Source organism: Capnocytophaga sp. oral taxon 412 str. F0487, assembly GCF_000271925.1.
Lineage (GTDB): Bacteria > Bacteroidota > Bacteroidia > Flavobacteriales > Flavobacteriaceae > Capnocytophaga > Capnocytophaga ochracea.
In genome coordinates, this window is sequence record NZ_AJZR01000049.1 from 36,594 (window position 1) to 59,436 (window position 22,843).

The window sequence follows — 22,843 nt, forward strand, 5'->3', positions numbered from 1 at the left end:
TATGAGCAAACGTGATGAATTAATTGCTGTGTACACCCAAGATTTGAAAGAAAAATGTGGTGAAAAGAACCCAGATGTAGCGTTCTTAACAAAAGTAACTGTGGGCTTAGGTCCTTCTATCTACAACGCCGATGCTTCTAAAGTATCAGGCTCTGACCAAGCAGAGTTAGACCGTGTAAAACAAAACTTCCTAATCAAAAAATTAGGTTTGAAAGACGGTCCTGAGTTAGACAAGGCTATTGAAGCTGTGTTAGAAAAATACGGTAAATCAAACAGAAATAAGCACCGTGCAGTTGTTTATTATTTGTTGGCTAAACACTTCAAAAAAGAAAGCGTTTACAACAAATAAGAGATTTTTTAAAAGAACAAGAGGCTATCCAATTCAGATAGCCTCTTATTTTTTATGTAAATATTTTTAGAAAGAACATTCATATCTCAAATAAATAGTAATTATTCCACGAAATAACTTACCCGAATAGCACGAAAGTTGCTGATAGCTTGAAAACTAGTTTCAATACGCCTGATATGCTCTTTAATGTGGCGTAAAGAGACTTCGGAGGGGTGTACTTTCACCAAAATATCTTTCAGATATTCATTTCTAATACGCGAAATAGGAGGGAATTCAGGACCTAAGATGTCTATTCCTCTTTGAGAAGCAAAAACTTCACGAAGTGTATTAGCAAACCACTCAGCACTTTCATTTACTTGGTTAAAATTACTGTGTTTGAGAGTTATTTTTATCATTTGTACAAAAGGGGGGTATAAAAAGGATTGGCGTTCCTCTATCTGACTCTGATACATTCCTCTGAAATCGTTTTGTAATACTTGCTGAATTACGGGATGCTGTGGGTTATAGGTTTGTATTAATACTTTTCCTTGTTGGGCACTTCTTCCCGCACGCCCTGATACTTGCAATAATAGTTGAAAACTCCTTTCGTAGGCTCGGTAGTCAGGAGAATGAATGAGAGCATCGGCATTCATTACGCCTACTAGACCTATATTTTCAAAATCTAATCCTTTCGTGATCATTTGGGTGCCTACTAATATTTGCGTTTCTTGTTGCTCGAACTTCGATAATATTTTTTCATATCCATATTTACCATTCGTAGTATCCTGATCCATTCTGTCTATGGCTATTTTTGGGAAAAGCACTTCTAATTCTTTACTAATTTGCTCTGTTCCGAAACCTTTTGTTCTTAAATCAACACTTCCGCAAGCTATACAGGCTTTGGGCATAGGAATCGCATAACCGCAATAATGGCATCGCAACTGATTACTGCTTTGATGAAAAGTGAGACTTACATCGCAATGCGGACATTGGGGCACCGTGCCACATTGCATACACTGCACGATAGGAGCATAACCTCTTCTGTTTTGAAAAAGAAGCACCTGTCTCCCTTGCGATAAAGTATTCGTAATTTCATTTATCAGAATGTCGGAAAAATGCCCGTTCATACGTTTGCGATGGTGCTTATCCTTAATATCGATAAGCTCGATAATAGGAGGAAGGAAATCTGCGTAGCGTTTTGATAAGTATACAAATCCGTACTTTTCAGTCTTCACATTGTGCATACTCTCCAATGAAGGCGTTGCCGAACCCAGCAAAGTTTTAGCTTTGAAAATGTTAGCCAACATAATAGCAGTATCTCGTGCTTGCATTCGAGGGGCTGGTTCAAACTGTCGGTAAGAATTATCGTGCTCCTCATCAATGATTACAAGCCCTAATTGTTTGAAGGGCAAGTAAACTGATGAGCGAACACCCACAACCAATTGCGCTTTGGGATTATTATTTAGTACATTATTCCAAACTTCTACCCGTTCGTTCGTACTATATTTAGAATGATATACTGAGAGGCTCTTGCCAAAGTGATTCTTCAATCGGTTGATAAGATGAACCGTCAAGCCGATTTCAGGAAGAAGATAGAGTACCTGTTTCCCTGCCTTTAAATATTGGTCGATAAGTTCAATGTAAATTTCAGTCTTCCCAGAGGCGGTAACTCCTTGTAAAAGAACTGTGTTTTTAGTCTGAAACTGTTTCTGAATTTGATGAAGAGCTTCTTCTTGTACCTCATTGAGTACCTTTTTTGTCGAAACATCACTATCAGCGAAGCTAACGCGGTCTTTCTGTAAGTAATATTCTTCAAAAATGCCTTTTTCTATTACTGATTTTAGTACTGTTGTCGATACACTGGCTTCTTCTAATAATTTCTCTGCTTTTAAAGGCAGTACTTCTCTGTTGATATAATTAAAATAAGCCATTATCAGCTTCTTTTGCTTTTCCGACCGCTTCAAAAGTTCTAAGGCTTTTTGCAAGCTTTCTTCGGTTTGATATTCAGAAGATAAACGAATGTATTTGATGAGTTTTGGTACATATTTCTCAAATATTCTTTCGGAAATGCGAGCAGCTCCTTTCTCTACCAAGCTCTTCATCACTTTCAGTGCCTTGTTTTTGGAGATTATCTTGCTCACCTCACTACCTTTGAGGGCTGTTTTGTAATGTAAGGCTTCGTATACCTGCCACTCGTCATCGGTAAAGAGTGCTGAATTTAGTTCTTTTTCTGCAATTTCAATTATTGTTTCACTTTCTAATAAAAAAGCCGATGGCAAGGCTGATTTTAGTACTTCCCCTAAAGTGCACATATAGAAATCGGCTATCCATTGCCAATGTTCTATTTGTTGGGGAGTAATAATAGGCGTTTCATCTAAGATATATTCAATGTCTTTAGTGTCATAAGAAGGCTCGACCGTATGTATATGATGTACTATAGCTGTGTATACTTTCGATTTACCGAATGGAACAGCCACGCGCATTCCCATTTGTAAGAAATGTGCTTCGTCTTCATTAATACGATAGGTAAAAAGTTTAGAAAGCGGAAGCGGCAAGATTACATCTACGAAATACATCAGTCGTGTTTTTTAAGTTTCAGAAGCGAAGCATTTAGTTCAAACCCCAATAACAATATGTTGGCATTTAACCATATATAAAGCAGGAAGATAAGCAATGCCCCGATAGACCCATACAGATGGTTGTAGCGAGAAAAATTCTCAATATAAATACCGAACAAATAGGTTGTCACGCCGAACAATAACACTGTAAAGAGCGAACCTGCTGAAAAGAATTTACTTTCCCTGCCTTCAACTGTGCCGAAGTAAAACAGTAGTCCTGTACCGAAGTAGGTAATCAGTGCGACGAAAACTATTTTCGATATTTTAAGTAGCGTTTCGTAATCGGTAATAAAATTGATTTTATCGAGGTAAGGCACTAAATACACTTCGTAATAAATGAATACAACCACAGCAAATAGAACAAGAAGTGCCAAAATAATTGCTACCATTAGGGCGTAAAGATATTGCTTGATATAGGTGCGTGTGATTTGCCGATGGTACGAATACTCAAACCCTCCAAAAATTGCCATAATACCATTGGTCATTAAGAAAATAGAGAGAAAAAACACCGAAGACAACAAGCCGCCACGTTTTTTATCGGCGATATCGAAAAAAATATCTGAAAAGAAATCGTGCGTACCCGGGGGAAGCATATCTTCAATAAAAGCCCAAAAGTCTCCCTGGAAATTTTCGATAGGAATATAAGGGATTAAGTTTAAAATGAACAGCAAAAAAGGAAAGATTGCTAAAAAAAAACTATACGAGATAGCGCTCGCCCGATAGGTAAGTGCACCTCTAATAATCCCTGCGGTATACAGTTCGAGCAAATCATACAATGAAAAAGTATTCTTAGCTAAAGGAATACTTTTCAAAAAGCTTACGAATTGCTTGATAATGGGAAGGTTATATATTTTCTCTTTTAATGTCATCAGTAGTTAGTTTTTTGGGGAAAGCATATTGCTTTTAGTTGATTTTCTTTCTTTTAGTCGCTCTTTTATCGCCCCGATAAACCAATAAGGAATAACCATACATAAAAGGCAGAATAGCCAAAAACCAATTAGGAAAATGACTACAAAAAGGAGAAAACCCAAATATTGCTTAATGCTGAATGATAGATAATAAACGCTCATAACTTTTCCTATCTTAATTACCAGTTTATGGCTTCCTTCCCTACGGATGTAAGATAGGCATTAGCTTTGCTGAAATGTTTGTTGCCAAACCAATAGCCTTTGTTTGCACTTAAAGGAGAGGGGTGCCCTGAGGTAAGAATACAATGTTTTGCCGGGTCGATAAGGCTTGTTTTCTTTTTGGCATAACCACCCCACAACATAAACACTATATTGTTACAATGTGCTGAAACTGCTTTAATAACAGCGTCAGTAAAAGTTTCCCACCCTTTATTTTGGTGGCTACCAGCTTCGTTGGCTCTTACGGTGAGAGTGGCGTTCAGCAGCAAAACTCCTTGCGATGCCCAGCGCTCCAAATTGCCACTGATAGGGTAGGAGGTACCTAAATCTTGCCCTATTTCCCTAAAAATATTAATAAGTGAAGGTGGGTGGGCAATGCCATCGTGTACTGAAAAACACAAACCGTTTGCCTGCCCTTCGCCGTGATAGGGGTCTTGCCCTATGATAACTACTTTCACCCTGTCCAGCGGACAATGGTCGAAAGCCGAAAATATTTGCTTTCCTTTGGGATAACAGATATTTTCGGCATATTCTTTCTTTACAAAATCGGTGAGCTGACTGAAATACGGCTTATTAAATTCTTCTTGTAATACCTGCTTCCAGCTGGGGTGTATGTTCACTTCCATAGTTTATGAGGTAACATTTGTATTCTCTTTGTTTTTGGCAGAAGGGGCATTCGGCTTTCTACGTGCTATCACATCGGCGTAATACTTCCTGCTGTTATTGATGACCTCCAACGTCTTTTTGTAGAACTCATCTTGTTTCACCCCCGAAAGGGTTACAATGTAATTTACCATATTGCGGTAATCATCTGAGAGCTCTTTGCGTAGTGGACGTATATGATAGGCTTCTTTTTGCAAGGTTTGGAACGACCTGTGCGAAAAAAGTTCATCAAACGCTTTATTAGATTTTTCCAACTCACTTACAAACTCCTTAATTTGCAAGGTTTTTACTGCATTTACATAAGGTTCAGCTTTGAGCTGAGTAATGAGGGTTGTAAGGTTGCTGGTTTCTTCCTCATACGTTTCTTTTGAAACATTTTTATAAGGGTCTATAAGCCTTTTTAGCGTTTCAAAAGCCTTTTTCTTATCGTCCGTCTTCGCATATTTATAGGGGCGAATACTCAAACGCAAGGCACGCATATCGGTATCTCTTGCGTGGTCAAGCTCGGCGAGTTTTTTGGTCTCTTCACTAGAACGGATTCTTTCCAATCCCTTTTCATAAGAAGGAATTTTACCTTTTAACTTTTCAAAGAGTACTTTAAAATCGGCATCTGTTTCTAATTTTAAATCAGTCTTGCCGAAATCTTCAAAAAATCGCACTAAAAATTGTTTAAACTCGGCATTATGCAAGCGAGCAAGGTCTAAATTGATTAACTTCTCCTTTTTCATAAGTAGAAAATATTTTTTGAGGTTGTTAAATAATATAATATTATAAATTAGGAATTATCCTAATAACGATAATCCTCGTTTTTATGCGACAAAATTACGAATTCCTTTTTTTATATCCAAAATTATTTTCAAAGTTTTTTATTGATATATGAAAAATCAATATTAGTATATGGTGTTTGTATTATAATTGATTCAACTTTGCCAAAGTTTGAAACTTTGGCAAAGTTAATACTGCAAAAACTACTATTCAAGTGCAATAATAGTCGCAGCATTCCCCTCTTGAGGGAGGCAAGGAGGGTGTTTGCATTATAATCGTAATAATTTACTCAGAAAAGACCTCCCCCGTTCCCCCTCTGAAGGGGGACAATCCTCAAAAGTACACTTTTTTGTAACTTTACAAAGTTAAACTACTCAAAAAGTGGCCTGCTATTGATTTTATAAAGTTCGGCAACACAAAAAGTGACTTTCTATCCACTTTAAAAAGATAAAGAACTTAAAAAGTGATTGTTTTTTGAACAATCACTTTTTTGAAATATTAATAAGGTATCTTTTCAGTAAGTTGAACTTTATCGGATTTTCTGTACGAGCTCCAATTCGTCCAAAGAAACAGAGGTAGTAAACGCCCCGTAATTTACTATGGCTTTGCCTTTTTCAATCTTATCGATACTTCCCACGCTCCGGCTGTCTTTAATGCGCACACGGTCGCCTACTAAAAGGGCGCGTTGTAGCTTTTCCTTTTCGGCGCGTTCTTGGGCAATGCGCTCTTTCTTCTCTTCTTTGCGTTGCTGGCGGATAGCCTCCATTTGCTTATGAACTTCTTCGGTAGTAGTTTTTTTCTCCTCTTTTTGCTTGGTGCGTTCCTCTTTGCTCATTTGTTTGCGCTTGGCGTTTTCCATTTCAATGAGTTTGAGAAATTCAGATACCAAAGGGCGACGCTTACCATCGTAGAAATAACGTTCGGCTATCTGGTCTACCTTACTACCTAAGGTAATCATACGTTGGTTTTGGTCATAGAGTTCTTGATAATTTACGAGCTTGCTTTTTACTTTATCATTGAGTTCCTCCAAACGTTTGGCTTCTTCGCGGGCTTTGGTTTCCTCATCTTTAAGAGTTTCGGCAGTTTTTTCCATTTTGGAGCGTTCTTTCTGCAATTTGGCGATAGTGGCATCAAAACGCACTTTTCCTTTCTCTATTTTTTTCTTAGCCCGATTGATGAGGCTAAACGGAATGCCGTTTTTCTGCGCTACTTCAAAAGTGAAAGAACTTCCCGCTTCGCCTATTATTAGCTTATAGATGGGTTCTAAGGTTTTATCATTGAAAAGCATATTGGCATTGCTGGCGTGGGACAATTCATCTGCCAGCATTTTTAAATTGGTGTAATGGGTGGTAATCACCCCAAAAGCCTTTCGGTGGTAGAACTCTTCTAAGAATATTTCAGCCAAAGCACCTCCTAATTCGGGGTCGCTACCTGTCCCGAACTCATCTATCAAAAACAAGGTGCGGTGGTTGCACTTTTTGAGGAAGTAATTCATATTTTTGAGTCGGTAGCTGTATGTGCTAAGGTGGTTTTCAATAGATTGGTTATCGCCGATATCGGTAAGAATGCGTTCAAACAAACACATTTTAGAACGATGATGCACCGGAACGAGCATTCCACTTTGTAACATTAATTGCAATAAGCCAATGGTTTTAAGCGTAATACTCTTTCCGCCCGCATTAGGTCCCGAGATGACGATAATACGATTTTCATCATTCAGTTCTATGGTTTGAGGGAAGGTAGTAACACCTTTTTTGGCATTGTTTAGATACAGCAAAGGGTGATATGCTTCACGGAGGAATAGTTCGCGCTCCTGAGTGATTTCTGGCAAAAGTGCATTCATTTGGTGAGCGTACTTGGCTTTGGCGCAAATAATATCAACGGCTGTGATGTATCGCTGATAGTCTTTCAGCAGGTCAGCAAACTGACTGATGAAGGCGGTAAGTTCTCTTAATATACGCTGGATTTCCTCTTTTTCTTCATAAAGCAGATTGGAGAGTTCGCGAGAGTAGATTTCGGTTTGTCGCGGTTCTATATACACTATGCTACCCGTTTTTGAGCTCCCCCATACGGTGCCTTGTACTTTTCGGCGGTACATTGCTTTCACTGCCAATACGCGGCGGTTTTCTACTACGGTCTCGCGGATATCATCGAGATAGTCGGCAGTGTTATACTCGGCGAGAGCACGGTTGAAACTTTCGTTGAGTTTTCCTTTCAAGGCGCTCAGCTCGCGACGTATATTGCCAAGCGTAGGAGAGGCTTCGTTTTTTATCTCGCCGTACTTGTCCAACACTTTATCGATAGCGTTCAGCAGTTCGGTAGTATACTCGATACTATTAGACGTTTCGAAAAGGGTAGGGTATAGCGTTTTGAACTTCTTAAAGAAGAGAATTTGAGTGTTTACAACCTCGCTGATACGATGAATCTTCCTAATACTCGACACTTCTAACAAGGCGTTTTCAATAGATAGGAGTTTAATTTCGGAAGTGATAGATTCGCAATAGTGTGAAGGGATTGTGTTGTTATTATCAAAAGACGATAGGTATTCATTGGTTTGATTCAGTGCCAATAACAGGCTCTCGTGATTGTCGAAAGGCTTGATACGTAAGGCGTATTTCTTGCCGAGTTCAGTAAGGCAAAGGTCAGACAAATGAGAGAGTACAATGGGGAACTCTAAGTCTTCAAGTGTTTTTGTATTCATTTAGTTTTTAGGAAATATCTTTTTGTGATATAAAATCATCAGCCCCACTGCTATACATATTGCAGAGTCAGCCACATTGAACACGGGCTCGAAGAAACGAAAGCGTTCGCCTCCCCAAATGGGTACCCAGCTGGGAAGTGTAGTATCGATAATAGGGAAGTAGAACATATCCACCACTTTGCCGTGCAAGAGGGTTCCGTAAGGATTTTCGGCAAATAGGGTAGCAATGTTACCATAACTATGGTCGAAAATTATGCCGTAAAACACCGAATCGATGATATTGCCCAGTGCTCCTGCTAATATTAAAGAAATGCAAATAATAAGTATCTTAGGTTGTTGCTTTCTCACTGCCGATACCAGCCAATAGCCGATACCTATTACCGCTACAATGCGGAAGAGGGTAAGAATCAGTTTGCCGTATTCGCCGGGGATTTTAGTACCCCAAGCTGCACCTTCGTTTTCTACAAAGTAGATTTGAAACCAACTGAAAACGGTTACGGCTTCGTTGAGGATAAAGTGTGTTTTAATGTATATTTTGCTCCATTGGTCGATGATAAGTACCAACAGAATAATAAGGAATGCGTGTTTTAATTTCATATTGTTTTTTTGCTAAATGAGGCGCAAAGATACTAAAATAAAGGTGAATGACAAGCCATAAAGCAACAAATACTATAAGCTGACTTAGTTTTCATTCTTTTCTTTCTCCAAGAATTTTTCTTTGTCTTTGCGAATTTGTACCAATCGGTAGTTTTCAGTGGCTATAACAAAAGCAGATAGTTTGTTTTTCTCCAAGAACTCTTTCAAATCAGTAACAATGCTCTGAGCTGAATAAGCATCGCGGATATTATGAACTACTAACCAAGTTTCATCGGCATTATAGAGGTCTTCTGAAAGGGTAAGTACTTCAGAAATTGCCTTTAATTTCTGAGCAAGTTGTTCTTTTATAGTTGTACGTGTCTCGGAAACCGTACCTGTAATGACTACTTTCCATTTCGTAGCCTTATCGTCAGTAACAAAATCTTCGGTTTCTACATCTTTAAGCTCATCTAATAGATTTTTAGCCTCCTCACTTTCAGCAGTGGCAGGATAGTTAGTCGCTATCTGTTGTAACTGCGCTTGGTAAGGAGCAAGCCCCTCTAAACGTGCCGTTGTTTTGGCTTGCAACAGTGCGATAGCAGGTGCTACTGAAGTTTCACGATACTGCGCCCCTTCTGTTTGTAACTGGTGAGCCGTCTCGATAATTTCACCGCGATTGTATCGAGCTATAAGGGTATCAACAAAAACTTGTGCCTGTTTATTGCGCTCTTGTTGTGAGGTTTCGCTTCCTTGCAATAGTTTTGCATAATCGGTATTAGGATAGTTAGCAAGTAGTCGCCCTTTGATGGTTTCAGCTTTGGGGTTATGAGTATCAGTGTAATTCTTTTGGAGCTCATAAAGTGTAACTACTTCTAAATCGGGAGAAGGATTGTTGGCAAGAACACGTTCTAAACGTTGTATAGCCAATTCATTTTCACTGAATTTAGAGCGATAGAGCACGCCCAACTGGTACAAGGCTTTATTTCTATCGATGTTAAGTTGAGCGATTTCGGCTTCGGTCTTAGGAAGTTGAGAAAGATAAGTATCGGGAGTTTCTACTTCTTTTTCAGCTATTTGTTGTGTAGTAGCTGAGGCAGTGAGGTTTGCCACAGTGGCATTCCCCATACTCGACCAACGCCAGTTATCCTCCAATTTGCGGTCTCCCCAATATTGTTGAAACTGTTGTTTCCCATAAGCTACACTCATCGGATTGTAGAAATAGAACTTGCCACCCTTTTCAGTAGTAGCATCGGGCATCGTTACCCCCATACCTGTGTTGGCAACCTTTTTATTGTGTTGCTTTTGTGTGCGAAGAGCAATTGCTTTCTGTACAGAATCGATATGTTTTTGGTAATACGCACGACGTTCTGTCTCTGGCAAGCGCATAACTTTTAATACGCTATCATTTTTCTTAACAACGTATTCTAACTCAGCAATCTTGGACAAGTTATCTCTTTTTCTGCGAATAAAAAGATGTTCAAAGGTATGTTCAGGGACATAAGTAAGAGTACTATCCAAATGCTGATAAGCTCCCGTATAGTCTTTTTGGTCAAAAAATAATTCAGAGAGACGTGTATGAGCTTTTGCTTTTAACGGATTGTTATTCTTATTGTTGGAAAGAGAACTGCGATAAAAATCGGTAGCCAAACGCTTATCATCGTCTTTTAAAAGTTCGCCGTGAGTGTAGTAAAGCACATCGAGATAGTTTTTGTGCTCATAACGGCGTTCAAGTTTGGTAAGGTAAGCTAAAAAATTAGCTTTTTCTTCAGGGGTAAATGTCTTGTTGCGAGCCTTTCCTGCTTGGGCTTCTACCCATAGCTTACGCGGAATCTTCCAGTTTTGCTTCACAACCTTTTCAAAAGCTACTTCGGCAGAGTCTTTTTGATGCTGTTTTTCATAAAGCTGAGCTGCAATAAAGTAATATCTACCACGTAAAGCCTTATTACGAGTGTATTTACCAGCATTGTAAAGCGCATCGGCAGCCTCAGGATATTGTTCTTGGTTAATATAAGCCTGTCCTAAGGTAGCATAGGCTTCAGCTCTATCATTTTTGCGTAATTTAGGATTCTCTTTTAAAAATTCAGTGAGTTTTTCTATAGCAATTTTATCTTTACCTAAACGGAGATTAGCTTTTTGTGCCCAAACCGCTGCCTCAGGAATACGCTCGCTCGTTCCGTAGTTCGTAAGCAGGTGATTGAAAGCCTCTAAGGCAGGAAAGAAACGCTCATCGTAATAACGGGCTTGACCGAGTAACATATAAGCGTCGTCAATTTTATAGTTGCGTTGTACTCCTTTAAAAACCATAGAGTGTTTCTGAATGGTTTTAATAGCTTTTTCTTCAGCACGTTGAAAATCAGCATTACCTGTACCATCTAATTGCACTTTTCCTGTCATACCGATAGGCTCTACGGGTAGAATTTCACTAAAATTATCTTGATATTTTTCGCGTAGTTCATTAAGACCTTTGGCATATGCTTCCTCCCCATTGAACAGTACATTATACTTGGTAACAATAGGTTGCATCTGACGGTTATAGTAGGTATTAGCATTAGGTGTACAAGCTAAATATAGCAAAAAAACAACTAAAAAACTACTGTATAGTAAAACTCTTTTCATACTTTTTCATAAGTGCTGTTACAGAGTGCGAAAGTACTACTTTTTTTTAAAAGAGCGAAATATTATTTCAAAAAAATAAGTTTTCTCTACCAAAGCACCGCTTTATATACAGTTTAGATATATTTTTACTCTTGTTATCCTTCGTTCATTGTTCGTCTTTACGTCACTGTAATTCCCCCTTTGGAGGGGGTTAGGGGGAGTTTTTCTTCGTCTTTTCTCTATCTGCCCGTGTAACACGCACCGTCATTTGTTCGTCCTTCCTTCGTTCATTGTTCGTCTTTTGTTCGTCTTTTGTTCGTCTTTTGTTCGTTAATTGTTTATCTGCCCGTGTGGCTCGCACTGTCTTTTGTTCGTTTATTGTTTATCTCACTTTTCCGTTACTACACTCCCTATCCTTGGGAGAAGTCTCCGAATGGGAGAGTATGTGACTGGGGAGAGGATATTTTGTTCGTTAATTGTTTATCTGCCTGTCGTGCTACGACCTCGCACCTGCCTGTCGTGCTACGACATCGCACTGTCATTGATTTAGTATTATTGGCATTATTGGCATTGTGGTATTAAAAGACATTTGCTAATCTGCTAATTCTTCAATATCTTTGCACCTTCAATTTAAAAACACTGTTAAATCGATAACACATTAGTATGACAAACATTCAATATATAAAAGCCCAAACACAACTATCTGAAAAAGCTATTGAAAACACACTTTCACTATTAACCGAAGGTTGCACTATCCCCTTCATTGCACGCTATCGAAAAGATAGCACTCAGAATTTAGATGAAGTAGCCATTGAGCATATAGCCAAATCCCAAGCTGATTACGACAATATCTGTAAGCGCAAAGAAACAATTCTCTCTTCTATTGAAGAACAAGGAAAGCTTACAGACGATTTGCGCAAACGTATTGAGAACTCTTTTGAGCTCAATGAATTAGAAGACCTATACTTGCCTTACAAAAAACGACGTAAAACAAAAGCCGATGTAGCCAAAGAAAACGGCTTAGAACCTCTTGCAAAACAGATAATGAGTCAGCGTGTGACCGACTTGGAACTATTAGCAGGGCGTTACCTTTCCGACAAAGTACCTACTGAAGAAGAAGCTTTACAAGGGGCTTCGGATATTATAGCTGAATGGATTAACGAGAATACGTTTATACGTCGCACTCTTCGCCGAATATTCCAGCGCAAAGCAATCATCAGTAGCGAAGTAGCCAAAGGTAAAAACGAAGAGGAAGAAGCTCAGAAATACGCTCAGTATTTCGATTGGGAAGAAGCCCTTAACAAAGCGCCCTCTCACCGTGTATTAGCAATGTTGCGTGCTGAAAAAGAAGGATTTGTAAAACTAAAAGTACAAGTAGATAGTGAAGAAACCTTACCTTTTATGGAAGAAAACATCATAAAGAGTAGGGGAGAAGTAGCCGATTTCTTGAAGAAAACGGTAAAAGACAGCTACAAACGCTTATTAGAGCCTTCTATTTCCAACGAAACACTACAAGAGGCAAAAGATAAAGCTGATGCGAAAGCTATCAGTGTGTTTGCCGAGAACCTCTCACAGTTGTTATTAGCGTCTCCTTTGGGTGAAAAGCGCATTTTGGCTATTGACCCAGGATATCGTACAGGTTGTAAGGTAGTGTGTTTAGATGAAAAAGGCGACCTTTTGCATCACGATGTTATCTACCCTCACGCTCCCCAAAATGATATGACTATGGCTACCAAAAAGCTCAGCACAATGGTCTCTCAATACAATATCCAAGCCATTAGTATAGGCAATGGTACTGCTTCTCGTGAAACAGAGTCGTTTGTAAGAAGTATCGCTTTCCCTAAAAAGGTAGAAGTATTTGTGGTGAGTGAAGCAGGAGCATCGGTCTATTCAGCTTCTAAAATAGCTCGCGATGAGTTCCCCGATTACGATGTAACTGTACGCGGGGCAGTATCTATAGGCAGGCGTCTTGCCGACCCATTAGCTGAATTAGTGAAGATAGACCCTAAGAGCATAGGAGTAGGTCAATACCAACACGATGTAAACCAGTCGTTATTGAAAGAGGAGCTCGATGCAACCGTAGTGCGTTGCGTGAACAAAGTAGGGGTAAACCTCAACACAGCAAGCAAATCACTACTCAGTTATGTATCAGGAATAGGAGAGAAGATGGCTGAAAACATAGTAGCTTACCGCTCGGCTAATGGTGCTTTTAGTAAGCGAGAAGACTTAAAAAAGGTACCTCGTTTGGGTGATAAAGCATACCAGCAGGCAGTAGCTTTCTTACGTGTACATAATAGTGAGAATCCGCTCGACAATTCAGCAGTACACCCCGAAGCCTATCCTATCATCAAACAAATGGCGAAGGACACGGGTATCTCAGTTGCACAACTTATAGGTAACAAGCAAGCTATTGCCTCTATTGATATTCAAAAGTACAAAACAGATAAGGTGGGTGAACTTTATTTGAAGGACGTATTAAAGGAATTAGAAAAACCAGGGCTCGACCCTCGTACTACTGCTAAAGCCTTTGCCTTCGACCCTAATGTAAAAACCTTTGATGATGTACGTATAGGAATGATATTGCCTGGTATAGTAAATAATATTACTGCCTTTGGTTGCTTTGTGGATATAGGTGTGAAAGAAAGTGGATTGGTACACATCTCTCAACTAAAAGAAGGTTATGTTTCTGATGTAAATGAAGTAGTTAAACTCCACCAACAAGTGCAAGTAAAAGTGATTGAAAAAGACGAAGTACGCAAACGTATTTCACTAAGTATGGTGTGGTAATGATTAACAAAGAGAACACTCACAATTTGCAGTAGATACAAACGCTATAAAGTAGCTCATCAAACACGGTTCGTATTATCAGAATAAAATAAGCCTGTATGAAAAACTTTTCATACAAGCTTATTTTAAGTTGCTATTCTGCTCTATATATGTTACTTTTCAGCTGAAAGAAGTGCGTCTAAACGGCGTAGTGTATCCTCTTTGCCAATCACTTCTATAATATCGAATACGTGAGGTCCTTTGAGTTCACCTACTAAGGCTAAACGCAATGGAGGCATCACTTGTCCGAAGCCTAAGCTTTTAGCTTCCATATATTGTTTTACTGCTTCTTCTAAAACTACTGAGGTAAAATTAGATGTGTTTTTAAGTACCTCACTTACTTCTTTTACGATTTCAGGAGTTTGCTCTTTCCATTGTTTTTTGAGTGCCTTTTCGTCGTACTGAGCAGGAGCTTCAAAAAAGAATTTGCTAAGTTCCCAAAAATCACTCACAAAGGTAGCACGCTCTTTGATAAGACCAACTACTTTCTCTATCGTAGCCATCGGAACTGTAACGCCTCTTTGGGTAAGGTCTTTTTGGAAAAGGATAGCTAATTCTGCATTAGGCTTCATTTGTAGGTATTGGTGGTTGAACCACTTTATCTTTTCAGGGTCAAAGCGAGCCCCTGCCTTATGTACTTTTTCCAAATCGAAGAGTTGCACGAGTTGCTCGATAGTGAAGATTTCTTCATCGGTACCAGGATTCCAACCCAAGAGTGCTAAAAAGTTGATAAGTGCTTCGGGGAAATACCCTTCTCCACTAAAACCTTTGAGGGTTTCGCCATTCTCTGTCCAATCCATTGGGAAGACAGGGAAGCCTAATTTGATACCGTCACGCTTGCTGAGCTTACCATTACCCACCGGTTTGAGGATAAGAGGTAAGTGTGCAAAAGCAGGGGCTTCCCAACCAAAAGCGCGATAGAGCAAAAGGTGCAATGCCATAGAAGGCAACCACTCTTCACCGCGTATCACGTGAGTGATTTCCATTAAGTGATCGTCTACGATATTTGCCAAGTGGTAAGTAGGCATTCCGTCGCTTTTAAAGAGCACTTTATCGTCTAAGGTACTCGTATCAATAGTTACTTCACCACGAATCATATCGTTCATTTTTAGCTGTTCGTTATGTGGCATTTTAAAGCGAATCACATACTCATCACCACGCTCTAAGCGTTGTTGTACTTCTTCTTTGCTAAGTGAAAGTGAGTTTTGCAATGCATTACGTGTAGCCCAATTGTATATAAAGGTCTCTCCTTTGGCTTCTGCTTCCTTGCGAGCTGTATCTAATGCCTCAGCAGTATCGAAAGCGTAGTATGCCCAACCGTTATCGATAAGGGTATCGGCATATTGTTTGTATAACGGTTTGCGCTCACTTTGGCGATAAGGGGCGTGTTTGCCTTCTTTGCCTACTCCCTCGTCGTAAGTAAGACCTAACCAATTGAGGGAATTTATGATGTACTGTTCTGCGCCTTCAACATAGCGATTTTGGTCGGTATCTTCTATGCGAAGTAAAAAATCACCGCCGTGCTTTTTGGCGAACAAATAATTAAATAGGGCGGTACGTACGCCTCCGATATGCAATGCTCCCGTAGGACTGGGAGCAAATCTAACTCTAACCATTTATTTTTATAATAATTTTAAATCTTTAATTACTTTGAAAGCTATATCGATGTGGTTTTCGGGGATTACGATAGTAAATTCGTTGGCGGTAGAAATCACCTCGTTCATATTCACTCCCTCCCAAGCCAAACGTTGAAATATAAAATAATAAATGCCCGATACTGAGACGTTTTCTTCCGGAAGTTTTACACTGATAGCTCCTAAATCGGTGAATTTGTGCAAAATGCGTTCCTTCTTAAAGATATTCTCAACAATAGACTCCATTGAGTTACTGACAATAATATTTGCTTCATTTACCCCACGAGTAGTAGCGTAGAAGATATCTCTATTATTTTTGATTTTATTGAGTAGCTGAGCCTGAGCATTCATAAAGGTTTCAGAGGTTAAGAAAGTATAGTCGGTTAAATTTGAACGAACAATAATATCACCTATATTCTTCAATACTTTTACAATACGATGAGTAGAGCGAAACTCCATATCTACTGAAAGACGTTTGAGAGCCATAACAATAGCCCCATTGCGCACTTCACGCTGAGTAGTTTCAGCTTGTATATCCTTACGTATGATACGAGCCAAAGAAGTAAGGTTAATAATCCCTTCTGAAAGAGCGGTTTGTAAGAAAGGTTTTGATTTGATATAGTGCTCGACGGCTGATGCTATTGTTTTCATTTGTATTGGATATTATAAATTTATTAAAAAGTAATTGGGGGCATAAATCATTAAAAAGGATAAAAAGCGTCTTCTATGTAGTTTAAGCTAAATTCTGCATTGTTTTTTACGATGGATATAATATCGAATTGTATTTCTACATCTAAGTCTTTTTTCTTTATATAAAAATCGGTAGCTTTCACTAATAGTTCTATCTTTTGCTGATTTACAAAGCTCTCGGGTTCACCATAAGCACTTGAACTACGTGTTTTTACTTCTGTGATATGCAAAATATTACCTTTTTGCGAAATGATATCAATCTCGGCGTGCCCAAACCTAAAATTGCGTTCTAAAATAGTATGACCATTTTCTATTAGGAAGTTTACGGCATCTTGTTCTCCTTCATTTCCTAAATCGTTGTGCATTGCCATAATAAGCGTTGGTTTTATAATTTAACGCCAAAAGTACAAAATATTAATAAATGTAACAAAAAAATATTAGTTTTTTTTCATTTCTATAAGTTGAGAGGGACTAAGCTATTTGATATCACAATACTAATTATATAGGTAAAAGGTAAAAGGTAAAACAATGCGAGGTCGTAGCACGACAGGCAGATAGTGTGAGCCGCACAGGCAGTCGTAGCACGACGGGCAAATAAACAAAAGACGGTGCGAGCCGCACGAGCAGATAAACAAAAGATAAACAAAGACGAACAAAGAACGAACAAAGAACGAACAAAGAACGAACAAAGAACGAACAAAGAACGAACAAAGAACGAACAAAGAACGAACAAAGAACGAACAAAGAACGGTGCGAGTTACACGGGCAGATAAAGAAAAAACGAACGGTGGTTAAAGGAATAGCGGAGGTAAGGTGGGTAAATTAGGGTAGAAAAAAAGCCCGTAATACGCAGTATTACGGGCTTTTTTAATTTAATTAATTATGAACACAAATTTTATTCCTGAGTATTTAAAGGTTCATTATCATTAGTAGGAGCTTCTTCAGTGCTCTCATCGTCATCTTCTTTCATTACCTTAGTAACGGCGGCAATAGAGTCTTTACCTTTGATATTGATGAGTTTTACGCCTTGAGTAGCACGTCCTAAAATACGAAGGGTATCGATTGATAAACGAATAGCAATACCTGATTTATTGATAATCATCAAATCTTCACCTTCTAAAACGCTTTTAATGGCTACTAACTGACCTGTTTTCTCGGTAATAGAAATGGTTTTTACCCCTTTACCACCACGGTTAGTAATACGATATACGGCTTCGTGTGTTTCGGGGTCATCAATATAGGAACGTTTACCATAACCGTTTTCTGATACTACCAATACAGTCTCTTCGCGTGGGTTTTCAATAGCAATCATACCTACTACCTCATCGTTTTCAGTATCTAAGTCGATACCACGAACCCCTTGCGAATTACGCCCTACGGAACGCACTTTCTCTTCGGCAAAACGAATCGCACGACCTGATTTCACGGCTAACATCAACTGGCTACTACCAGAGGTAAGTTTTGCTTCGATAAGTTCGTCACCTTCTTTAATAGTGATGGCATTGATACCATTCTGGCGTGGACGAGAGTATTCTTTGAGAAGCGTTTTCTTAACAATACCCTTTTTAGTAGCCATAATAAGGTAATTGTTGCTGATGTAGTCTTCATCTTTGAGGTTTTGTACACTCACGAAAGCCTTAATCTTATCATCGGATTCGATATTGATAAGGTTTTGTATAGCACGACCTTTGGCAGTTTTGCTACCTTCTGGTATTTCGTATACACGCATCCAGAAACACTTACCTTTTTGAGTAAAGAATAATAAATATTGGTGATTAGAACTTACAAAGAGGTGTTCTAAGAAATCTTGGTCGCGTGTGGTAGAGGCTTTTTGTCCTACACCGCCACGGCTTTGGGTCTTATATTCACTAAGCTGAGTGCGTTTGATATAGCCTGCGTGTGAAATGGTAATTACCATTTTATCATCAGGAATCATATCTTCTACACTGAATTCGCCCCCTGCGTATTCAATAGTAGAACGACGCTCATCGCCATACTTCTCTTTTATTTCTAGTAGTTCTTCCTTAATAATTTCGGTACGACGTTCTTTGCGAGCTAAGATATCTTCTAAATTGCGTATTTCAGCCAGCTTTTCTTCGTATTCTTCTTTTGTTTGTTGGATAAGAACCTTATTGATACGACGTAGTGCTAACGCCAAGATAGCTTCGGCTTGTACATCGGTAAGGTCGAATTCGGCAATTAAATCTTCTTTAGGTTTATCGTGGAAACGGATAATCTCAATAGCTTTACCCATAGTGTCCTCGGTTGCCATCACCTTCATATACCCTTCTAAAATATGAATACGCTCTTTGGCTTTGCGAAGTTCATAGTCGGTACGCCTATACACTACGTCATAACGGTGTTCTACGAAGTGAAAAATAAGGTCTTTAAGGTTTAACAACTGAGGGCGCCCTTTTACTAAGGCGATGTTATTAACACTAAATGAGGTTTGTAGCTCGGTATGCTTAAAGAGATTGTTGAGCACTACATTAGGCACTGCATCGCGTTTGAGAATATAAACGATACGTATTTTACCACGAGCTGATTCATCGCGTACATCGGTGATACCCTCTAACCTACCTTCTTTTACGAGGTCAGATGTTTTTTTCAAAAGGACAGATGTATCGACTTGATAAGGGACTTCGGTTACTACAATACAATCTTTACCTTTTATTTCTTGAAACTCAGCTTTGGCACGAATAATTACTCGTCCGCGTCCTGTTTTGAAGGCTTCTTTTACGCCTTCATAGCCATAGATAATACCTCCCGTAGGAAAATCAGGAGCTTTGATGTATTTAATGAGTTCATCGATTTCAATATCGTTATTGTCGATATAAGCAATAGTTCCATCGATAACTTCATTAAGGTTATGAGGAGCCATATTAGTAGCCATACCTACTGCGATACCTGCTGAACCGTTCACCAGTAGGTTAGGGATGCGTGTAGGGAGTACGATAGGCTCTTCACGAGAGTCGTCATAAGTAAGTTGGTGGTCAACTGTCTCCTTGTCGATATCTGAGAGCATTTCTTCGGAGAATTTACGCATACGGGCTTCGGTATAACGCATTGCGGCAGGGGGGTCACCACCCATTGAACCGAAGTTACCTTGTCCGTCTACAAGCATATAGCGTAAACTCCAATATTGTGCCATACGCACCATAGTATCGTAAACAGCTGTATCGCCGTGAGGGTGGTATTTACCGAGAACCTCACCCACAATAGCAGCCGACTTTTTATAAGGGCGATTGCTGAGCACTCCCATATCGTACATACCGTAAAGTACACGGCGGTGTACAGGTTTCAAACCATCACGAACATCGGGCAATGCACGTGAAACGATTACCGACATCGAATAATCGATATAGGCAGATTTCATTTCATCGCTGATGTCTACAGGAATCAGTTTTTCTCCTTCTGTCATAATATATTAATAGGTATCTGTTATATAAATTAGCGTGCTAAGATACAACCTTTTTTTATATTGGCAATAAAAAAATGTTTGTTTTTTCATCATTAAACTGTAAGTGTTTGATAGTAAGTGTAAAAATAACTTATAAAAAATTAATAGAAAAGAAGAAAAATAGTGCTATAGATTAAGTAAAAGAGCCTCTGATAGGTGAAAATGCGGTGTTATTATCTATGAAATTGTATTTTAAAGTGATTAACCTTATATCATTCATATAAACAAGTTATATGGTGATAAAAATGAATTTATTTGCTACATTTATTGGTATTCATTATTAATTTATTACTTTTGCACTTCAAATTGTTATAAGATGCAAATATCAATCGTTATACCGCTTCTCAACGAACAAGAATCGCTACCTGAACTTTATCAGTGGCTACACAAAGTACTCACTGAACACCGTTATTCTTATGAAATTATCTTTGTAGACGATGGTAGTACTGATAATTCTTGGCAGGTAATCAAAGAGTTATCGGGTAAAGATACTAATGTACAGGGTATTCGTTTTTTGCGTAATTACGGCAAATCACAAGCACTGCACGCAGGATTCAAACAAGCACAAGGTGAAGTGGTGATTACTATGGACGCCGACCTGCAAGACAGTCCAGATGAGATACCTGCTCTTTATAATATGATTACCCAAGAGGGGTATGACCTTGTATCGGGTTGGAAGAAAAAACGTTACGATTCGGTATTGGCAAAAAATCTACCTTCTAAACTCTTCAACTGGGCAGCGCGCAAAACCTCAGGTCTCACCCTCCACGATTTCAATTGCGGACTTAAAGCCTACAAACAAGAGGTTGTAAAGAATGTTGAAGTATCAGGTGAGATGCATCGCTATATTCCTGTATTGGCAAAGAACGCTGGTTTCAACCGCATTACCGAGAAAGTTGTACAACACCAAGCCCGCAAATACGGTGTGACTAAATTCGGTATGAATAGGTTTATCAATGGTTTTTTAGACCTTATCACCATTAGTTTTCTATCCCATTTCGGTAAACGCCCGATGCACTTCTTTGGAGCATTGGGAGTACTGATGTTTTTTATAGGTTTTTTGTTTTCGGCTTACCTTGGTATTGATAAATTATTTATCAATCCACACGGTCGCCTTATTGCTGATAGACCTCAGTTTTACCTTGCCCTTACCACTATGATTATCGGCACACAACTATTTATTGCAGGCTTTCTGGGAGAAATTATTTTAAAGACTAAAAGTAACGAAGAGAGATATAAAATTAGGGAATTAACAAATTAGTAAATTAGCAAATTAGTAGATAATATAACAGTAATGGAACATCAATTAAAAATATTTAATTCCTTAACAGGAGAAAAAGAAGTGTTTGTACCCTTACACGAAAACAATGTAGGAATGTACGTATGTGGCCCTACTGTATACAGCAATGTGCATTTAGGCAATGTGCGCACCTTTATGTCGTTTGATTTTGTGTATCGTGCGCTTAAATTCTTAGGTTACAAAGTGCGCTATGTACGCAATATTACCGATGCAGGTCACCTTACCGATGACGGTGATGTGAACAACGACCGCTTTGTAAAACAATCACGTCTCGAAAAACTCGAACCTATGGAAATTGTACAGAAATACACTGTAGATTTTCACAAAGTATTAGAAATATTTAACTTACTGCCTCCTACTATTGAGCCTACCGCTACAGGGCATATATTGGAGCAAATACAGCTTACCGAAAAACTCTTAAAAGACGGATTCGCTTATGAAAGCAATGGTTCTGTGTACTTCGATGTACTTGAATACAACAAACGCGGACTCAATTATGGGGAGCTCTCTCGACGCAATATAGAAGAACTCTTTGCCAATACTCGTGATTTAGATGGGCAAGGCGAAAAACGCAATCCTCAGGACTTTGCGCTCTGGAAGAAAGCTTCTCCTGCCCACATTATGCGTTGGGCATCACCTTGGGGCGACGGCTTTCCAGGTTGGCACTTAGAATGTACGGTGATGAGTACCAAATACCTCGGTAACCAATTTGACATTCACGGAGGCGGTATGGACTTAAAGTTCCCGCACCACGAATGTGAAATTGCACAAGGTAAAGCGGGTCACGGAGAAAGTCCCGTACGATACTGGATGCACGCTAATATGCTCACAATGAACGGGCAACGTATGAGTAAATCTACTGGTAACTATATATTGCCTATGGAACTCATCAGCGGAGAGAATACTTTTTTTGAGAAACCTTTTGCTCCTGCTGTTATTCGCTTTTGCTTTATGCAAGCACACTATCGTAGTGTACTTGACATTTCTAACGAAGCAATGCTCGCTGCCGAAAAAGGCTTTAACAGACTTATGGAAGCGATGAAGATATTAAATGAACTTACTACTGATACAGAGCTCCCAACTTCGCTCCCTATAGCCGAATGGAAACAAAAATGCTATGATGCACTGTTAGACGATTTCAATTCACCTATACTCATAGCTCATCTCTTTGAAGCTGTAAAGTGGATATTTCAAGTAAAAAATGATGAAGAGAGAATTTCGGTAACAGAGCTCAAGGAGTTGAAAGGACTGATGAATGCTTTTGTTTTTGATGTATTGGGGTTACAAAGTGAGCAACAAACGGTTAATAACAGTGACAAACTCGACGGCGTGCTCCAGTTGCTTATCAATATGCGAATGGAAGCTCGTGCCAATAAAGATTGGGCACTTTCCGACAAGATTAGAGATGAACTCCTTGCATTGGGTATTCAGCTCAAAGACAGTAAGGAAGGAACGAGTTATAGTGTAATTTAAAATAACTGTTGCGGTTGAAAACAATGAACTCAGTAGTAGCTCTAAAGTTTAAAAGTAAATTACATTCAAATAGGAGCTAAAGAGAAA

The 22,843-nt window shown here is 39.0% G+C and carries 16 protein-coding genes; 5 read left to right on the forward strand and 11 right to left on the reverse strand.

Annotation, left to right across the window (positions count from 1 at the left end):
- Position 1 precedes the first annotated feature (1 nt).
- Positions 2–349 (forward strand): DUF2853 family protein, encoded by a 348-nt coding sequence (locus HMPREF1321_RS08060; protein ID WP_009419954.1) that lies wholly within the window; start codon positions 2–4, stop codon positions 347–349.
- Positions 350–450: 101 nt separating this feature from the next.
- On the opposite strand, the gene priA is transcribed toward HMPREF1321_RS08060, so the two are convergent.
- The 7 genes from priA to HMPREF1321_RS08095 form a co-directional block, all read right to left on the reverse strand.
- A complete protein-coding gene (gene priA, locus HMPREF1321_RS08065) occupies positions 451–2,904 on the reverse strand; it encodes a primosomal protein N' (protein ID WP_009422134.1) in 2,454 nt (817 codons plus the stop codon).
- Positions 2,904–3,815 carry a YihY/virulence factor BrkB family protein gene (locus HMPREF1321_RS08070; RefSeq protein ID WP_009422188.1) on the reverse strand — a complete coding sequence of 304 codons (912 nt, stop codon included), beginning with the start codon at positions 3,813–3,815 and terminating at the stop codon, positions 2,904–2,906. The genes priA and HMPREF1321_RS08070 overlap by 1 nt, the downstream gene beginning before the upstream one ends.
- Before the next feature lie 218 nt (positions 3,816–4,033).
- Complete coding sequence (gene ung, locus HMPREF1321_RS08075; protein ID WP_009422150.1) at positions 4,034–4,699, reverse strand: uracil-DNA glycosylase; 666 nt, start codon at positions 4,697–4,699, stop codon at positions 4,034–4,036.
- Positions 4,700–4,702: 3 nt separating this feature from the next.
- Positions 4,703–5,464: a DUF6261 family protein gene (locus tag HMPREF1321_RS08080; protein WP_009422143.1), complete on the reverse strand. Its 762-nt coding sequence runs from the start codon at positions 5,462–5,464 to the stop codon at positions 4,703–4,705.
- A 566-nt stretch (positions 5,465–6,030) separates the two neighbouring features.
- Positions 6,031–8,202, reverse strand: coding sequence for an endonuclease MutS2 (locus HMPREF1321_RS08085; RefSeq protein WP_009422131.1), 2,172 nt, complete (start codon positions 8,200–8,202; stop codon positions 6,031–6,033).
- Complete coding sequence (locus HMPREF1321_RS11895; RefSeq protein WP_009411097.1) at positions 8,203–8,799, reverse strand: lipoprotein signal peptidase; 597 nt, start codon at positions 8,797–8,799, stop codon at positions 8,203–8,205.
- An 84-nt stretch (positions 8,800–8,883) separates the two neighbouring features.
- Positions 8,884–11,394, reverse strand: coding sequence for a tetratricopeptide repeat protein (locus HMPREF1321_RS08095; RefSeq protein WP_009422195.1), 2,511 nt, complete (start codon positions 11,392–11,394; stop codon positions 8,884–8,886).
- A 642-nt stretch (positions 11,395–12,036) separates the two neighbouring features.
- Between HMPREF1321_RS08095 and HMPREF1321_RS08100 the strand changes: the two genes are divergently transcribed.
- Positions 12,037–14,160, forward strand: a complete 2,124-nt coding sequence (locus HMPREF1321_RS08100) for a Tex family protein (protein ID WP_009422146.1) — start codon at positions 12,037–12,039, stop codon at positions 14,158–14,160.
- A 152-nt stretch (positions 14,161–14,312) separates the two neighbouring features.
- Here HMPREF1321_RS08100 and gltX read toward each other — a convergent pair whose 3' ends face one another.
- The 3 genes from gltX to HMPREF1321_RS08115 are packed head-to-tail and all read right to left on the reverse strand — an operon-like array spanning position 14,313 to position 16,894.
- Positions 14,313–15,815: a glutamate--tRNA ligase gene (gene gltX / locus HMPREF1321_RS08105; protein WP_009422158.1), complete on the reverse strand. Its 1,503-nt coding sequence runs from the start codon at positions 15,813–15,815 to the stop codon at positions 14,313–14,315.
- Between the two features lie 6 nt (positions 15,816–15,821).
- Positions 15,822–16,484, reverse strand: a complete 663-nt coding sequence (locus HMPREF1321_RS08110) for a hypothetical protein (protein ID WP_009411092.1) — start codon at positions 16,482–16,484, stop codon at positions 15,822–15,824.
- Positions 16,485–16,534: 50 nt separating this feature from the next.
- A complete protein-coding gene (locus HMPREF1321_RS08115) occupies positions 16,535–16,894 on the reverse strand; it encodes a YraN family protein (RefSeq protein ID WP_009422124.1) in 360 nt (119 codons plus the stop codon).
- A 237-nt stretch (positions 16,895–17,131) separates the two neighbouring features.
- On the opposite strand from HMPREF1321_RS08115, the gene HMPREF1321_RS11900 reads away from it, so the two are divergent.
- Entirely contained in the window at positions 17,132–17,296 is a 165-nt protein-coding gene (locus HMPREF1321_RS11900) for a hypothetical protein (protein WP_157461809.1), read from the forward strand.
- A 122-nt stretch (positions 17,297–17,418) separates the two neighbouring features.
- On the opposite strand, the gene gyrA is transcribed toward HMPREF1321_RS11900, so the two are convergent.
- Positions 17,419–19,944: a DNA gyrase subunit A gene (gyrA, locus tag HMPREF1321_RS08120; RefSeq protein WP_009422154.1), complete on the reverse strand. Its 2,526-nt coding sequence runs from the start codon at positions 19,942–19,944 to the stop codon at positions 17,419–17,421.
- Between the two features lie 355 nt (positions 19,945–20,299).
- On the opposite strand from gyrA, the gene HMPREF1321_RS08125 reads away from it, so the two are divergent.
- Both HMPREF1321_RS08125 and cysS read left to right on the forward strand, forming a co-directional pair.
- The gene (locus HMPREF1321_RS08125; protein WP_009411090.1) at positions 20,300–21,244 is read left to right on the forward strand and encodes a glycosyltransferase family 2 protein; all 945 of its coding nucleotides are present in this window, start codon (positions 20,300–20,302) and stop codon (positions 21,242–21,244) included.
- 33 nt (positions 21,245–21,277) lie between these two features.
- A complete protein-coding gene (gene cysS / locus HMPREF1321_RS08130; protein WP_009422168.1) occupies positions 21,278–22,756 on the forward strand; it encodes a cysteine--tRNA ligase in 1,479 nt (492 codons plus the stop codon).
- The last annotated feature ends 87 nt before the right edge of the window (positions 22,757–22,843 follow it).

Excerpts from the sequence above, each read along its gene's own strand:
- HMPREF1321_RS08125 (WP_009411090.1), top strand. The coding sequence starts at position 20,300 with ATGCAAATATCAATCGTTATACCGCTTCTCAACGAACAAGAATCGCTA.
- gyrA (WP_009422154.1), bottom strand. The coding sequence starts at position 19,944 with ATGACAGAAGGAGAAAAACTGATTCCTGTAGACATCAGCGATGAAATG.
- HMPREF1321_RS08080 (WP_009422143.1), bottom strand. The coding sequence starts at position 5,464 with ATGAAAAAGGAGAAGTTAATCAATTTAGACCTTGCTCGCTTGCATAAT.
- HMPREF1321_RS08115 (WP_009422124.1), bottom strand. The coding sequence starts at position 16,894 with ATGGCAATGCACAACGATTTAGGAAATGAAGGAGAACAAGATGCCGTA.
- cysS (WP_009422168.1), top strand. The coding sequence starts at position 21,278 with ATGGAACATCAATTAAAAATATTTAATTCCTTAACAGGAGAAAAAGAA.
- HMPREF1321_RS08110 (WP_009411092.1), bottom strand. The coding sequence starts at position 16,484 with ATGAAAACAATAGCATCAGCCGTCGAGCACTATATCAAATCAAAACCT.
- priA (WP_009422134.1), bottom strand. The coding sequence starts at position 2,904 with ATGTATTTCGTAGATGTAATCTTGCCGCTTCCGCTTTCTAAACTTTTT.
- HMPREF1321_RS11895 (WP_009411097.1), bottom strand. The coding sequence starts at position 8,799 with ATGAAATTAAAACACGCATTCCTTATTATTCTGTTGGTACTTATCATC.
- gltX (WP_009422158.1), bottom strand. The coding sequence starts at position 15,815 with ATGGTTAGAGTTAGATTTGCTCCCAGTCCTACGGGAGCATTGCATATC.
- HMPREF1321_RS08095 (WP_009422195.1), bottom strand. The coding sequence starts at position 11,394 with ATGAAAAGAGTTTTACTATACAGTAGTTTTTTAGTTGTTTTTTTGCTA.
- HMPREF1321_RS08070 (WP_009422188.1), bottom strand. The coding sequence starts at position 3,815 with ATGACATTAAAAGAGAAAATATATAACCTTCCCATTATCAAGCAATTC.
- ung (WP_009422150.1), bottom strand. The coding sequence starts at position 4,699 with ATGGAAGTGAACATACACCCCAGCTGGAAGCAGGTATTACAAGAAGAA.
- HMPREF1321_RS08085 (WP_009422131.1), bottom strand. The coding sequence starts at position 8,202 with ATGAATACAAAAACACTTGAAGACTTAGAGTTCCCCATTGTACTCTCT.
- HMPREF1321_RS08100 (WP_009422146.1), top strand. The coding sequence starts at position 12,037 with ATGACAAACATTCAATATATAAAAGCCCAAACACAACTATCTGAAAAA.
- HMPREF1321_RS08060 (WP_009419954.1), top strand. The coding sequence starts at position 2 with ATGAGCAAACGTGATGAATTAATTGCTGTGTACACCCAAGATTTGAAA.